A 14,888-nucleotide genomic window follows, 5' to 3' on the forward strand; every position below is an offset into this window, starting at 1 on the left:
GGCAAATCCTCGAAGTATGTCGGGTATGAAAAAGAAGCCCGTCATCCCTGACCCGGATGAGGACGCCGATGCGGTTGGTCCTCCCAGCATCTATGACGTGGATCCGCCCGAAGACGACGAATTATGGTTCCTGCCGCCCGAGGATAAAGAAGCGGTCGAGGATTTTCTGCCTCCGGTTCCAAAAGTAGATCGCCGCCTGCTTTTCGATCCAAGGGATTGGCGTGCGGCACAGAACGAGCTTGCATTTGAACTGGCCGATCTTGCTGCGATTTTTGGTGCTTTGGATGAACGTCTGCGAGCCGGGCCGGATGGGTGGACGCATCGGTTGGCGCTGATGGATGTGTCCGATCTGGGCTGGTGGACCGGGGATCGTATCAGTGTTGACCGGCTGGCCTTGTGGACCGGTCTGCGGATCGGAGCGACCGGAGATGACGTTCAAGCCTTGTTTCGGGCCGGTTGGGCCGTTCGCCGATTGACCGCCGGGCCGGGCCCGTCCGAGAACGGGTGGGAGATTGGGCTGACCGCCTTTCTGGATCGCATGGCGCAAGGGATCGAAGACATCCCCGAGGCGGTGGCCGATCTGGCCGAGGTGATGCGCAATGCCGAAGGTCTGCACCCGGTGACGCAGGCGGCAATGGGGTTTCATGCCTGGCGCGCCCTATCCCAAGGTATAGGGCAGGATACCGAAGCCGCGATTATCGCAGCCCGCCATGCGGCAACGATGGGGCGGGGTGGGGCGATGTTCATGCCTCTGGCCCTGTCTGGCCCGGGGGCGTTGCGTGGGGCAGGCGAAGTAGACGAAAAGCTTTCGGCCTGGATCAAAGGGGCAGGGCAGGCGACATTGGCTGCGCTGATGCATCTTGATCGGGTCAGCACCTGGGAACAGCGCGCGCGCGAGGCCACCAGCGGGCTGAGTGGCCGAACTCCGCCTTTGCTGATCGATGTTCTGACCGCCTGGCCTATGGTCTCGGCCCCGTTGGCCGAAGAGCTGACGAAAGCGTCACGCGCAGCCGTACAGCGCAATATCGACCGGTTCACTCGGCGCGGCCTGATCCGCGAGGTGACAGGGCAGGGGCGTTACCGGGTCTGGACCGCCGCGTTGTGATCCAACAGCCATTCGCGAAAGGCCCGCGCCGGTGGGCGCAGGGCCGCGCGGGATGGATAGACCAAATGATAGGCTTCATGACCTGCGACCTGAACGTCGGGCAGGCAGGGGACAAGGCCAGATAATTCCATAATTCGGTCAGATGCGGGCGCGCGGGCCAAAGCGATGCCACCGCCACAGGCCGATATTTCGGCCGCCATCAGGGAATTGTCGGCGAAAAAATACCGTGCCTGACCCGTTGGAAGACGCAGGGTTTCGAACAGATGCAGCCAGCTGGCTCGGTGGGTCGAGACCTCGATCAACGGGAAATGGAAGAGATCCTGAGGGTGGTGTATCTGTGCTGCGATATCTGGTGGGGCTACGGGATACAGGCACTCCTGCAACAACGGATCGCTTTCCGTGCCATAGAATGTCGGATTGCCGAATACGATTTGCAAATCGGTAAATTGGTTGGCGAAATCCGAAACCAGATTACCTGTGGTCAGAGACAGGCTGATCTTCGGATGCTCCGCGTGAAAGTTTGGTAACCCAGCGGCCAAAATTCCGTGCGCGTAAAGCAGAATAGATTGCACAAACAGCCGCTGTTCGCGGGTTTCGCCGAACAGCCCTGTGGTGGCGGTCTCCAGCATCAGCAATGATTGTTGAACCGACGGCAGGTAGGCCCGACCGGCTTCGGTCAAGGTCACTGCATGGGCATGGCGGTGAAACAGCGGCGTACCCAGCCTTGTCTCCAGCGCCTTCACCTGCTGGCTGACGGCCGCTGCCGACATGTTCAGCTGCGTGGCCGCACGGGCAAAGCTTTCGGTGCGAGCGGCGGCCTCGAATACGCGCAGCCAGTTGAGCGAAGGGATACGGGACGACATGATGACAGGCTAAGCTGAACTTATCCTAACGGGCAAGAGGTTGCGCGCTGATCCTGCGGTGTTCCGGCTTATCCTACGTAGATCAGCTTTTACGAGGTGTCCTATGCCGCAATCCGCAAACTCACCCCACGCCCTCACAGCAAACCAGTCCGCGAATTATTGGGAAGACGGGTTTCTGTTCCCTCTGACGGTTTTCTCACAAGTCGAGGTCGCCGAAATCCGTGCAGAATTTGAACAGCTTGAAAAGGATTGGCTGTCCGCCGATTTGCCCCTGCCGTTGAACACTTACAAGCGCGTTAATGCGCATCTGGTCATACCGATGGCTGCAAGGGTCGCGCAGGATCCGCGGATTCTGGATATTGTCGAAGGTGTTTTGGGGCCGGACATCATGGTCTGGTCCGCCGAGTTCTTCGTCAAAGAGGCCCATACCGAACACACCGTAGGTATGCATCAGGACCTGACCTATTGGGGCATGGGCGAGACACCGGATCAGGTTACAGCCTGGATCGCGTTATCCCCGGCTACGGTCGAAAGCGGTTGCATGGATTTCGTGCAGGGCAGCCACAAGAACCCGATCCTGCCGCACAACGACACCTATTCCGACACCAACCTTCTGTCACGCGGACAGGAGGTTGCCGTTGATGTCGCGGACGAGGATAAAACCAATATCGAACTTGCCCCTGGGCAAATGTCATTGCACCACGGGCTGACCATACATGGTTCGGGCCCAAACCGTTCCGATGACCGCAGGATTGGATTGGCGATCCGCTATCTCAACCCTAACGCCCGGCAACTGGTCGCGGATCGCGACTATGCGATGTTGGCGCGCGGTCAGGACGAACAGTCGAATTTTGTCCATGTAGAGGCCCCGAGCGCGCCCTTCTCGGAGAAATCGCTGGCCTTATACGAACAGGTGCGCCGGGATCAAAGTAAGGCACTGGCGGATGGGGCCAAAAGCGACGTGCCGCTCTATGGGACGTCCTGACCACCAATCCTGATCCGTATGCAGACCAGACTGGCCTGCTCAGGGCACGTCCCATAAAACCACTGTTATCGTACAGTTTCTCTAACCAATAGGCTGGCGGAAAACAGCCGTCTGTTTTTTCAGTCATTTTGTGCGCTGGGTTGCATTTTGCTACTTCTTGCTGTTTCTGAGGTGGCAAAGATGCACACAGTATTTCCTGGGAAAATAAGATGACAAAAAAGGCGTTGATTACAGGTATTACAGGACAGGACGGATCTTATCTGGCCGAATTCCTGCTGGAAAAAGGGTATGAAGTTCATGGAATTAAGCGCCGTGCGTCTTCCTTCAATACGCAGCGAATCGATCATATCTATCAGGATCCGCATGACCCCAATCCAAAATTGCACCTTCATTACGGCGATCTGAGCGACACGTCGAATCTGACTCGAATCATTCAGGAAGTGCAACCTGACGAGGTCTACAACCTTGGGGCGCAGTCCCATGTGGCAGTCAGCTTTGAATCGCCGGAATACACGGCCGACGTTGATGCCATTGGGACCCTACGCTTGCTGGAAGCGATCCGCTTTTTGGGGCTGGAGAAGAAAACGCGGTTTTATCAGGCCTCTACGTCCGAGCTGTATGGTCTAGTTCAGGAAACGCCGCAGCGCGAAACGACGCCGTTCCACCCGCGTTCTCCTTACGCGGTGGCCAAGCTGTATTCCTACTGGATCACCGTCAATTACCGTGAAGCCTATGGCATGTATGCCTGTAATGGCATCCTGTTTAATCACGAAAGTCCACGTCGCGGCGAAACCTTCGTGACGCGCAAAATCACTCGTGGTCTGGCCAATATCGCGCAGGGCCTCGAAGATTGTTTGTACATGGGCAATATCGACAGTCTGCGGGATTGGGGTCACGCGAAAGATTACGTCCGGATGCAGTGGCTGATGCTGCAGCAGGACAATCCCGAAGACTTCGTGATTGCGACAGGTGTGCAATATTCAGTCCGTCAGTTCATCGAATGGTCAGCGGCTGAATTGGGCATCACGCTGGAATTCTCCGGTCAAGGCGTGGATGAAATTGCGACGGTCAAGTCGATCGAGGGAAGCAATGCTCCGGCTCTGAAACCTGGTGATGTGATCATGCGTATCGATCCACAGTATTTCCGTCCTGCTGAGGTGGAAACGCTGTTGGGTGATCCGTCGAATGCAAAATCCAAGCTGGGTTGGGAGCCCGAACTGACCGTCCAGCAAATGTGCGCCGAAATGGTTGTCGAAGATCTGAAAACCGCGAAACGCCATGCGCTGTTGAAAGAGCACGGCTATGAGTTGCCGGTAAGTCTGGAAAACGGCTGAGGAGCACGACATGCGCAAGATCTATGTAGCAGGTCACCGCGGCATGGTGGGTGGCGCAATTCTGCGTCGTTTGCAGGATCGGCAGGCCACTGGCGAAGCGCTTGAGTTGATCACCCGCACCCATGCTGAACTAGACCTGACCGACCAGGCCGCAGTACGCGATTTCATGCAATCCGAAAGTCCGGATGTGGTGATTTTGGCTGCCGCCAAAGTAGGCGGTATCCACGCCAATAACACTTATCCGGCGGATTTTATCTACGACAACCTGATGATCGAATGTAACGTGATCCATCAGGCTTTTGCCGCCGGTGTAAAGCAGCTTTTGCAGCTGGGTAGTTCCTGCATCTACCCGCGCGCAGTACCGCAACCGATGCGCGAAGATGCCCTGCTGACCGGTGTGCTGGAACCCACCAACGAACCGTACGCCGTGGCCAAGATTGCCGGGATCAAGTTGTGTGAAAGCTATAACCGGCAGCATGGGGTCGACTACCGCTCGGTCATGCCGACGAACCTGTACGGTCCGGGAGACAACTTCCACCCCGAAAACAGTCACGTTCTTCCCGCCTTGATCCGACGCTTTCACGAAGCGCAGCGAGACGGTCTGGCCGAAGTGGTGATCTGGGGCACCGGCAAACCGCGACGCGAATTCCTGCATGTGGACGACATGGCCGAGGCGTCGCTGTTCGTCCTCGACCTGCCGCGTGATGTCTACGAGGCAAACACCGAGCCGATGCTGAGCCACATTAACGTGGGTTGTGGCGAAGATATCTCGATCGCAGAACTGGCGGCGTTAGTGGCCAAAACAGTCGGTTTTACCGGGCAGATCACTCAGGACGTGAGCAAACCGGACGGCACCATGCGCAAGCTGATGGATGTGTCCCGTCTGGCCGATATGGGCTGGCGTGCGCGTGTTGGGCTGCAGGACGGTATCCGCGAAACCTATGCTTGGTTCCTGGATCAGGCAGCGGCGGATTTGCGGGCCAAGTGACGGCCCGGGCCATAGCCCGGGCAGTTGACAGATCAGAACCAGCGGCCAATCGCAACGGCCGTTGGCACCAGTGCAGTCGCATCGTTTGATGTGGCCAAAACCTTGTATCCCACCTGAGACTCGGTCGGGGCGTCAAACCCGATAAACCGGGAGCTGGCACCTCCGCCACCGCTGACCGACACGGTTGTGCCAGTGGCAAAAGCCATCGGGAAGTCCCAAATTGCCGCGCCGCTTGCGAACAGCGCGCCTTCGGTGTTCGTACAACCCGTTGCAGGCAGGGTCACAGTGCAGATTTGCGTGCCATCGGCAAATCGCACGTAGTTACCGTTAGTGTTCGAGCCCCGTTCGATCACGGCCCCGCTTGGCACGCCTCCAGTTTCCGAGACGGACCCCAACAGGTTGCCCGGGCCGTAACCGTAGTCAGCCCGCATCAGGCGGCCGGATGTGGTGTCATCGGCGCTGGTCTGAATTGCAGCTCCATTTGCTATACCTGTCGCCGGATCAAAGCTTAAGGCGTCAGTCCAGTTGTTGCCATCGGCAGAGACCTTGATGGCAAAGTGGGTATTGCCCGACAGCCCCATTTCGGCATGACCGGTCCAATTGGATTGAAACAGTAACGACGCGGTGTCGCCCGCGCTGGCCTTGTTGATTTTCAATTGATGCCCGCCGCCTTCATGGCTGAGCAAAGTCGCTGGGGACCGCACTGACAAGCGGTTTGTGCTGTCATAGCTAGTGGCGACACCCACCCCGTCCAAATTCTGCGTGACCGTCGGAGGATTGATCCACGCACCGCCATCCCAGATCTTCAGCTGTTCGGCACCTTCATCCCACGCACGCCAGCCGGTGCCGGGCGCAATGAAGTGCCAGGCATTGTCCAACCAGGCGGCCAACATCCCGGCCTGGCCCGTCCAGTCTCCTGTCGGCGCGGTCCCCAATGCGTGAACCTCGCCCTGATCCGGAACGGCTGGTGGCGTGGACGCGTTGGTCGAGGTCACGCTCAATTGGGTAACCACGTCCAGTTCCCGCAGCGCCTCGTTATGGGTGACATGTTTCTGGGCCTGCGACGGTTGCAGAAATGGCAGGTTCAATCGGGGTGAATTCTGTGACACGAGCGTCCTCCTGTGGCTGTCGGTCCGACAATTGCATTGCGCGCCACATTGCCGTTGTGTGGGTGAATCTCGTGTGACCTTGCCGGACGCCTGCAAAACCAATTGCTAACTATTCCAGAGCATCAAAAAAGCCGGGGCGTTTAATGCCCCGGCTTTTGAAATTGCCGTACCGAGGGAAACCCCGGTCGAAATGTGTTCAGAGGCTGTTACTGAGCGGCCTGCTCAGTCGCCACGATGTCGCGCAGGTACTGGCTCAGGTCGTCGCGCAGGTCGTCGCGGGCCAGCGCAAAGGCAACTGTGGCCTGCAGGAACCCGGATTTTGAACCACAATCGAACCGCTGACCGTCGAATTTATAGCCAAAGACAGGCACGCCATTGCAAATGTCTTCGGCAATGGCATCGGTCAGCTGAATCTCACCACCGCTGCCCTTCTTCTTTTGGTTCAAGTTGTACAGCACCGAGGGCCCCAGAACATAACGGCCGATGACTGCCAAATTCGATGGTGCTTCTTCTGGTTTGGGTTTCTCAACCATACCACGTGCACGTACGACCGAGCCGATATTGTCGCCTACATCCAGCACACCGTACGAGCTGGTCTTGTCGGCAGGAACTTCCATGGTCGCAACCATGTTGCCGCCGGTTTCCTCATAGGCTTCGACCATCTGCTGCAGGCAAGGTTTGTCGGCCGCGATCACATCGTCGGGCAACATAACCGCAAAGGGTTCATCACCAATCAGACGACGGGCGCACCAGACCGCGTGCCCCAGCCCCAACGCCTTGTGCTGACGGATGTATGCAATCGCGCCACTTTCCATATTGGTAGCGCTCAAGGTTTCCAGCAGCTTGTCCTTGCCTTTGGATTTCAGCTCTTGCTCAAGCACCAGATTGTGGTCGAAATAATCTTCAAGTGCGGACTTGCCGCGCGAAGTGACAAAAATGAATTCTGTAATGCCGGCAGCACGTGCCTCGTCGATGGCGTATTGTACCAGTGGCCGGTCCACCAACGTCATGATCTCTTTCGGGACCGACTTCGTCGCGGGCAGAAACCGCGTACCAAGCCCTGCAACGGGGAAGATCGCCTTTGTGACCTTGCGTGCCATTTGACCTCTCAACTTACTTAAACAATGTCTGACAGTCTGTGTATTACGTGGACCTCTTAGGCGCTTCGGCCCCAACTTTCAACGATCACAAACAACCGACGCATCCTTTACAAAGATGGTGCCACCCAGTGAGATAAGAGTCAAAACGATCAGGTTCTGCCAGTGGCAACATTGCGGAATTCTGCTCCAATCAGCAGCAGGCATCCGTTCCGCGGTAAGCCAGTCAGGTGGAATGATTGCCACGGTACCACCGATTTGGGTAGACCCCAAAGCCAGGTGATCGGCTTCGGGGCGGGGGTCAGGCCCCGTTCATGATGGTGTCCAGCGGGTCGTGTTCCGCCACAAAATGATCTGGCTTCACCTCGCTCAGCTGCGGCACGTAGTTGGTCTCACCCGCGGCCAACCGGCTGGGAAGAAACCGTAATGCGGCCTTGGGGTCCATTGGCGAGGGCAGTTCGCCAGGAATCTTCAATCTCTGGCGGCTGCGTTCGACATCGGGGTCCGGAATTGGAACTGCCGAGATCAGGGACTTTGTGTAGGGGTGTATCGGTTCGGAACAGATCACCTCTCCGTCCCCCAGTTCGACGATCCGACCCAGATACAGAACCATGATCCGGTTCGAGACCGCCCTAACCACCGATAAGTCGTGGCTGATGAAGATCATCGAAAGGCCGAATTCTTGTTGCAATTCACGCAACAATTCGACGATTTGCGCCTGAATGGACACGTCCAGTGCCGAAACCGCCTCGTCACAGATGATCAGCTTGGGCTTGTTGATCATCGCCCGCGCAATGCCGACTCGCTGGTTCTGCCCGCCCGACAGTTCATGCGGGTAGCGGTTGATCATGTTGGCCTTCAATCCAACCCGCTCCATCATGTCGGCGACCATTTCCTTGCGTTCCCGGCCCGTCAGATCTGGACGATAGGTCTTGAGCGGTTCCGCGATAGAGGCCGAGATTGTCATCCGCGGGTCAAGGCTGGCCAGAGGATCCTGGAACACGATCTGCAAGTCCTTGCGGTACTTGTTCAGCTCGGCCCGTTTCAACCCGACAATGGGATGGCCCAGCCAACTGACATTACCACCGCTGGGCTCGATTAATTGAAGAACGGCCCGGGCCAACGTGGATTTGCCACAACCGGATTCGCCCACAACACCCAGGGTTTCACCCTTGCGGATGTCAAAGCTGACACCATCCACGGCCTTCAGCGGCACCTTGCGCCCAAACAGCCCACCTGACACATGGATCGGGAAATGGACCTTGACGTCATCGACCTTGAGCAGCGGGTCCTCGACCTTGGCCAAAGCCTTGGGCGCGTCGCCAGCGTCGATCCGCGGCATCGCGTCCAGCAGAGTACGGGTGTATTCGTGCTGCGGCGCGCGGAAGATCTCGCGTGTGTCTCCGGCCTCTACGAACTGTCCCAGACGCATGACCTGAATACGATCGCACATCCGTGCAACAACGCCCATGTCATGGGTGATCAGGGCAATCGCCGTGCCTTCGTCCTTTTGCAGGCGCACCATCAGGTCTAGAATGTCGGCCTGCACAGTAACGTCCAGCGCCGTGGTCGGTTCATCTGCGATCAGCAGTTTGGGATTGCACAGCATCGACATCGCAATCATCACGCGTTGACGCATGCCGCCCGATAATTCGTGCGGATACTGGTCCAGTCGTCGCTTTGCCTCGGGGATGCGGACGCGATCCAGCCATTCCAGGCAACGTGCCCGCGCGGCGGACCCTTGCAGCCCTTCGTGGACTTGCAGAACCTCGCGCATTTGCTGACCGATCCGCAAATGCGGGGTCAGCGCGGTCAGCGGGTCCTGAAAGATCATGCCGACATCGTCGCCACGGATCTTGTTCAGCTTGTTGATTGGCAGGTTCAGGATTTCCTGGCCGTTCAACGTGGCGGAGCCGATGGCCCGCCCGGCAGGCGGCAACAACCCCATCGCTGCCATGAAGGTCTGACTTTTGCCCGACCCGCTTTCGCCCACGATGCCAAGGCATTCGCCCGGATTGATGTCAAAGCTGATGCCTTTGACGGCCTCGACGACACCGTCCGGGGTATTGAACTGGACGCTCAGGTCCTTAACAGAGAACAGGCTCATATCAGCGATCCTTCGGGTCCAGAGCGTCACGCAAACCATCGCCGATGAAGAACATCGAGATGATGATGGCGACATAGATTGTCAGAGGGTACATCAACTGCCACAGCGTGCCGTAAGCCATGGTTCCCGCACCTTCGGCGATCAGACGGCCGAGCGAGGTGTAGGGTTCCGAAATGCCCAATCCGAGGAACGAGATGAAGCTTTCCATCAGGATCATTTCCGGCACCAGCAAGGAGGCATAGACAATTACCACACCCAGCAGGTTGGGCAGGATATGGCGATACATGATGGTGAACTCGCTGACACCGGCGGCGCGGGCGGCCTCAATGAATTCGCGGTTCTTCAGGGTCAGGGTTTGACCCCGCACGATCCTCGCCATGGTCAGCCAGCCCACCGCGCCAAGTGCGATGAACAGCATGAAGAACGATCGTCCCGCTACGACCAGCAGCAAGATGACGATCAACGTGGCTGGGATTGCCAGCAGGATGTCGACGAAACGCATCATGACGCTGTCGGTGCGCCCGCCGATATATCCGGCGGCGATACCATAGCAGGTGCCGACGATCAGTGCAGTCGCCGCCCCGATCAGCCCGACCAGCAGCGATGTTGTGGTGGCCTGAATGACGCGGCTGTAAAGGTCGCGCCCCAGATCGTCAACGCCGAAATAGTGCCCGGTCTCGATTGAAGGCATCCCCATACCGACCACGTCGCCCATGACGTTCCAGTCAATCTCCTCGTTGCTCCAAACGGCGAAATACGGGCCGATGATTGTGAATAGAATGATCAGCGCCAGTATCAACACGCTGGCCATCGCGGCCTTGTTGCGGACGAACCGCATCCGTGCGTCCTGCCATAGCGAGCGCCCCTGAATGACCGTATAGTCGGTGACATCGTCGGCCAGCTGGGCGGCTTTCTGTGATTTTCCAAGCATTGCCAGCCCCTTAGTACCGGATTTTCGGATCGAACCAGGCATAAGCCAGGTCGGTCAGCAAGTTCACGACAACGGTCAGCGCTCCATAAAGGATGGTGACTCCCAACAGCACCGCATAGTCCCGCGACAGGGCCGAGCCGACATAGGCCTGACCCAGACCGCCGGTCGAGAAGTAGATGTCGACAAAGACCGAACCGGTCAGCACGTAGACAAAGACCGGCCCAAGATAGGACACAACAGGCAGAAGGGTCGGCTTTAACGCATGACGCCAGATTACGGTTCTGGTTGGCAGGCCCTTGGCCCGCGCGGTGCGGATAAAATTCGAGTTCAGAACCTCTAGCATCGAGGACCGGGTGATCCGCGCAATCGACCCCATGTACGAGGTCGCCAGTGCAATGACGGGCATGATCAGATATTGCCATTGACCACCATTCCAGCCGCCACCGGGCAGCAGACCCAGCCACAGGGTGAAGGTCAGGATCAGGATCGGGCCCATGATGAAGTTCGGCAGCGCCTGCGCGGCGATCCCCAGACCAACAGCGAAATAGTCGATCCAGCTGTTGTGCTTGATTGCGGCGGCAATCCCCAGACCGACGCCCACGGTGGTCGCGGCCAGGAACGACAACGACCCATAAGTCAACGAGATCGGAAAACCCTGTGCGATGATATCATTCACATCGCGGTCCTTGAACTTGAAGGACGGGCCGAAATCGAAATGCACGACGATATTGTAGAGGTAATCCCACAGCTGCTTCCACAGCGGCTGATCCAACCCATAGCGGGCTTCGATATTGGCCAGAACCGCCGGTGGAAGAGGTCGCTCTGAGGTAAAGGGCCCACCGGGCGCGAAGTGCATCAGAAAGAAACAGGCGACGATCAGCAACAGAATCGTCGGAATGGCGACCAACAGTCGCCGCAGACTATAGGCAAGCATTTCATGCCCCCATGTTTATTGGCCCTGCCCCGGTTGCATCCGGGACAGGGCGTGGTTCAAAGACGATTACTCGGCGCGTTTGTAGAGGTTCTTCGAGTACCAGTTCTGCTCGACATTGTTGATCGGCCAGTTCCCGACGTCGGTGTCCATCATGTAAACGCCAGCATAGTGGTAAATCGGGATCACAGGCGTTTCCTGTGCGATGATCCGCTCGACTTCGGTGTACAGCGGCGCTGGATCGTCCGAGGTTTTGGCCTCGGCCAGCAGCTCGTCAACGCGGGCATTGCTGTATTTGCCGTCGTTGTAACCCGATTGCGATTGCAGCAGGTCCAGGAAGGTGGAGGCTTCGTTATAGTCGCCACACCATGCGCCGCGGGCAAGGTCGAAGTTCTGGTTGCCACGCTCTTCCAGGAAAACTTTCCATTCCATGTTGGCCAACTCGACATTCACGCCCAGCTTCTGCTTCCACATCTGGCTCAGCGCCACGGCGACCTTTTTATGGTCTTCGTTGGTGTTGTAGACCATTTCAAAGCTCAGCGGGTTATCCGGGCCGTAACCGGCACCGGCTAGCAGTTCCTTGGCCAGCTCATCCCGCTCGGACTGAGTCATCGAGGCCATCTCGACCTCGGGGACCGTGAATCCAGCGGTCGCTTCGGGCGCGAAGGTGTAAGCCTGCGGCTGGCCACCAGCCATGACTTTTTCGGTGATGATCTCGCGATCAACAGCCAATGAAAGCGCCTGACGGACATTGGGGTCCTTGAACGCTTCGGGGCCGTCTTCCGTCAGGTTGAATGTGTAATAATAGTTGCACAGGCGCGGGAAGCTGATGGCCTGATCCGGGTGTTCCTGGCTCATGCGGGGAAACTGCCCTGCAGGAACTTCGGTGCGATCCAGTTCGCCAGCCAGGTAGCGGGTCAAAGCGACGTTTTCGTCGTTGATGACCAGCGTTACGACCTTGTCCAGGATCGTGTTTTCATTGTCCCAGTACAGTTCGTTACGCTCACGAACCGAGCGTTCCTGCGGCAGATGTTCGGTCCAGATATAGGCACCGTTCGAGACGATGTTTTCAGGCCGAGTCCAGGCGTCGCCGTGTTCTTCGATCACTTTCTGTGGGGCCGGGAAGGTGGTGGAGTGCGTGGTCATCTGCGGGAAATAGGGCAGCGGCGCGCTCAGGGTGACTTCGAGGGTATGGTCGTCGATGGCTTTGACACCCAGCTCGTCAATTGGCTTGTTTCCGGCAATAATTTCAGCGGCGTTTTCAATCGACATCAGCTCCATGAACCAGGCATAGGGCGAGGACAGGGCGGGATCGACAGCGCGTTTCCAGGCATAGACAAAATCACCTGCGGTTACCGGGTCGCCATTCGACCACTTGGCGTTGTCGCGTAGTGTAAAGGTATAAACATCCTTGGTGTCGTTGGTGGTGTAACCGGTGGCGACGCCAGGAACTAGGTTGCCGTCTTCGTCCTGGTTCATCAGACCTTCGAACAGGTCGCGGGTGATTTCGGCCCCATAGGTATCTTCGACAACCTGCGGGTCGACCGAGCTGTGTTCATCGCCGAGGCGGTAGATAAAGGTCTGGTCATCCGCCAGCGCTTCGCCGGTTGTAGGATGGGTGCCAGCAGCAAAGGCGGCACCGGTGATCATAGTCGAGGTCAGCAACCCCGCCAGAGATGTACGCATATACTTGTTCATGTTTTTCTACTCCCGTTTTTGGGGGTCCGGCATGCGCATCCATTCAGGATGGCTGCTGGCCACCTTGTTTGTCCGACCCTGATCAAGACCGGGACGAGTTCGGATTTTGCTTTTTCAGATCGCAAGGAACACCGCGTCGCAGTCTTTCGGTTTGCAGTCGGGAACGTGTTTGCGAAAGTCGCCTTTCACTGCCGCCGAAGGTGGCATTAATTCAATTCGGGATAAAGATGCTGCCCACAATTTAAGCAACTACAGGTGGATCGTGAACGAAATGGGCGTAGGTTCGGAAATTTAATAATGAAACTTCATCCATTCTTGACATTTTTGTGAAAGGCGCTGTGCAAACTTGACGTCAAGGAAGGGCCGGGTGCGCTAAATTTCGCTCGATCAACGAGCGAATCGCTAATGTGCCAGTGCAGATTTCATGCCGGCTTCGGGAAAGCAGGTCGGGCTGCGCCCAGTCTCCTGTTGCCATCGCCCGATCGAGCGACGGGTCTTGAACCCCGGCAATCCATCCGCGCCCCCGACATCATGACCCAGATTTTCCAGCGTCCGTTGCATGGCGGCGATATCTGACCGGTACAGGGTGTCGATCCTGCCCCAGCGGGCTTTGAAATCCCCGACGCCATACTGAATGCGGTCACCGACGTGGCCTACAAACAGGGCATAGAGATCGCTTTTGTTGTAATCTTTAAGCACGTAGAAATTCGGCGTAACGATAAAGGCGGGTCCGTTGCGTCCAGCGGGCATCATCAGAAACCCCTCGCCCGGCAGTTCGTGTGGTGGAAAAGGCTTGCCCGACACCCGAGTGATCCCCAAAGCGACCCAGTCCTGAATGGACTGACCTTGATCCGGCCCTTCCAAAGCACAGGATATGTGGGCCGGAACCGTGACCTCGAACCCCCAGTCGCGCCCGGTGATCCAGCCGTGTTGCTCCAGAAAATGCCCGATGGAGGCGATCGTGTCCTCGGGTGATCCCCAGATATCGGACTGCCCGTCACCATTTCCATCCGCCGCATAGGTCAAAAAGTTTGAGGGCATGAATTGCGGTTGACCCAACGCACCGGCCCAGCTGCTTTTCAATGTGCCCCGCGGCGCATGCCCGGCTTCGGCAATTTGTAGCGCGGCGATCAGTTCGTCGGTGAAATAGTCGGACCGGGTGCTCATGAAACCCTTTGTCCCCAACACCTGAAAGGCATCATGGCGAATGGGCACCTGACCGTATCCGCTCTCACGACCCCAGATTGCCAGAAGGACCCGTCCGGGAACGCCGGTTTCCGCCTCAACCATTGCCAGGGTCTCGGCGTGGCGCTTAGCCATCAGTCGTCCTGTGGCGGTCGCACCTTGGACGGAACCGGCATTAAAGTATCGGCCAGGCGATCCAAACTCGGCCTGTTTTTGCTGTTTGGGCGTCTGTGCAGACCCGCCCGGCGGCACCAGATCGGGTAACTTCCAGTTGAGTGTTACCCCGTCAAAGGCCTGCTGCATGGTCGCGCGGGAGACACCTTTGGCCTTGGCCTGTGGCCAGATCGTATCCTGCAGCCACGCCTGAAACTGGCGTTCGACCGCCGCGCGGTTCTGTGCGCTTGCGCTTGTGGAAAGGCACCAAAGGCTGAGGGCGAGAAAAATCCAACGCATCACCAAAATGTCTCACCCGCCCGCATGTTAAGTCAACCGCCTCCTCGGCGAGGATTTGCGTAGTCGTAATGCTGAAGTTGTTTAGTTGGGGTGCGGAACAAT

Annotated in this window: 12 protein-coding genes; 4 read left to right on the forward strand and 8 right to left on the reverse strand. The window is 57.6% G+C overall.

Features of this window, described 5'->3' with window-relative positions; translation table 11 throughout:
- Positions 1 to 25: 25 nt before the first annotated feature.
- Entirely contained in the window at positions 26 to 1,105 is a 1,080-nt protein-coding gene (locus ACR0DT_RS18785; RefSeq protein ID WP_480712221.1) for a helix-turn-helix domain-containing protein, read from the forward strand.
- Here ACR0DT_RS18785 and ACR0DT_RS18790 read toward each other — a convergent pair.
- Positions 1,078 to 1,968, reverse strand: coding sequence for a LysR family transcriptional regulator (locus ACR0DT_RS18790; RefSeq protein WP_480712222.1), 891 nt, complete (start codon positions 1,966 to 1,968; stop codon positions 1,078 to 1,080). The genes ACR0DT_RS18785 and ACR0DT_RS18790 overlap by 28 nt on opposite strands.
- Before the next feature lie 103 nt (positions 1,969 to 2,071).
- Between ACR0DT_RS18790 and ACR0DT_RS18795 the strand changes: the two genes are divergently transcribed.
- The 3 genes from ACR0DT_RS18795 (at position 2,072) to fcl (ending at position 5,275) form a co-directional block, all read left to right on the forward strand.
- Complete coding sequence (locus ACR0DT_RS18795) at positions 2,072 to 2,953, forward strand: phytanoyl-CoA dioxygenase family protein (RefSeq protein ID WP_480712223.1); 882 nt, start codon at positions 2,072 to 2,074, stop codon at positions 2,951 to 2,953.
- A gap of 209 nt (positions 2,954 to 3,162) precedes the next feature.
- Positions 3,163 to 4,287 (forward strand): GDP-mannose 4,6-dehydratase, encoded by a 1,125-nt coding sequence (gmd, locus tag ACR0DT_RS18800; protein ID WP_480712224.1) that lies wholly within the window; start codon positions 3,163 to 3,165, stop codon positions 4,285 to 4,287.
- A gap of 10 nt (positions 4,288 to 4,297) precedes the next feature.
- Complete coding sequence (gene fcl / locus ACR0DT_RS18805) at positions 4,298 to 5,275, forward strand: GDP-L-fucose synthase (RefSeq protein WP_480712225.1); 978 nt, start codon at positions 4,298 to 4,300, stop codon at positions 5,273 to 5,275.
- A gap of 32 nt (positions 5,276 to 5,307) precedes the next feature.
- Here fcl and ACR0DT_RS18810 read toward each other — a convergent pair whose 3' ends face one another.
- The 7 genes from ACR0DT_RS18810 to ACR0DT_RS18840 all read right to left on the reverse strand — a co-directional run bounded on the left by ACR0DT_RS18810 (position 5,308) and on the right by ACR0DT_RS18840 (position 14,786).
- Entirely contained in the window at positions 5,308 to 6,384 is a 1,077-nt protein-coding gene (locus tag ACR0DT_RS18810) for a DUF2793 domain-containing protein (RefSeq protein ID WP_480712226.1), read from the reverse strand.
- A 206-nt stretch (positions 6,385 to 6,590) separates the two neighbouring features.
- On the reverse strand, positions 6,591 to 7,484 hold the full coding sequence (gene galU / locus ACR0DT_RS18815; protein WP_480712227.1) for a UTP--glucose-1-phosphate uridylyltransferase GalU: 894 nt from the start codon (positions 7,482 to 7,484) through the stop codon (positions 6,591 to 6,593).
- Between the two features lie 298 nt (positions 7,485 to 7,782).
- Positions 7,783 to 9,588, reverse strand: a complete 1,806-nt coding sequence (locus tag ACR0DT_RS18820; RefSeq protein ID WP_480712228.1) for an ABC transporter ATP-binding protein — start codon at positions 9,586 to 9,588, stop codon at positions 7,783 to 7,785.
- Between the two features lies 1 nt (position 9,589).
- Positions 9,590 to 10,519, reverse strand: a complete 930-nt coding sequence (locus ACR0DT_RS18825; RefSeq protein ID WP_480712229.1) for an ABC transporter permease subunit — start codon at positions 10,517 to 10,519, stop codon at positions 9,590 to 9,592.
- Positions 10,520 to 10,529: 10 nt separating this feature from the next.
- Positions 10,530 to 11,453, reverse strand: a complete 924-nt coding sequence (gene oppB / locus ACR0DT_RS18830; protein WP_480712230.1) for an oligopeptide ABC transporter permease OppB — start codon at positions 11,451 to 11,453, stop codon at positions 10,530 to 10,532.
- 66 nt (positions 11,454 to 11,519) lie between these two features.
- Positions 11,520 to 13,148, reverse strand: coding sequence for a peptide ABC transporter substrate-binding protein (locus tag ACR0DT_RS18835; protein ID WP_480712231.1), 1,629 nt, complete (start codon positions 13,146 to 13,148; stop codon positions 11,520 to 11,522).
- Between the two features lie 402 nt (positions 13,149 to 13,550).
- Positions 13,551 to 14,786, reverse strand: coding sequence for a lytic murein transglycosylase (locus ACR0DT_RS18840; protein WP_480712232.1), 1,236 nt, complete (start codon positions 14,784 to 14,786; stop codon positions 13,551 to 13,553).
- Positions 14,787 to 14,888 lie beyond the last annotated feature (102 nt).

The organism is Ruegeria sp. BI11 (genome assembly GCF_056538005.1).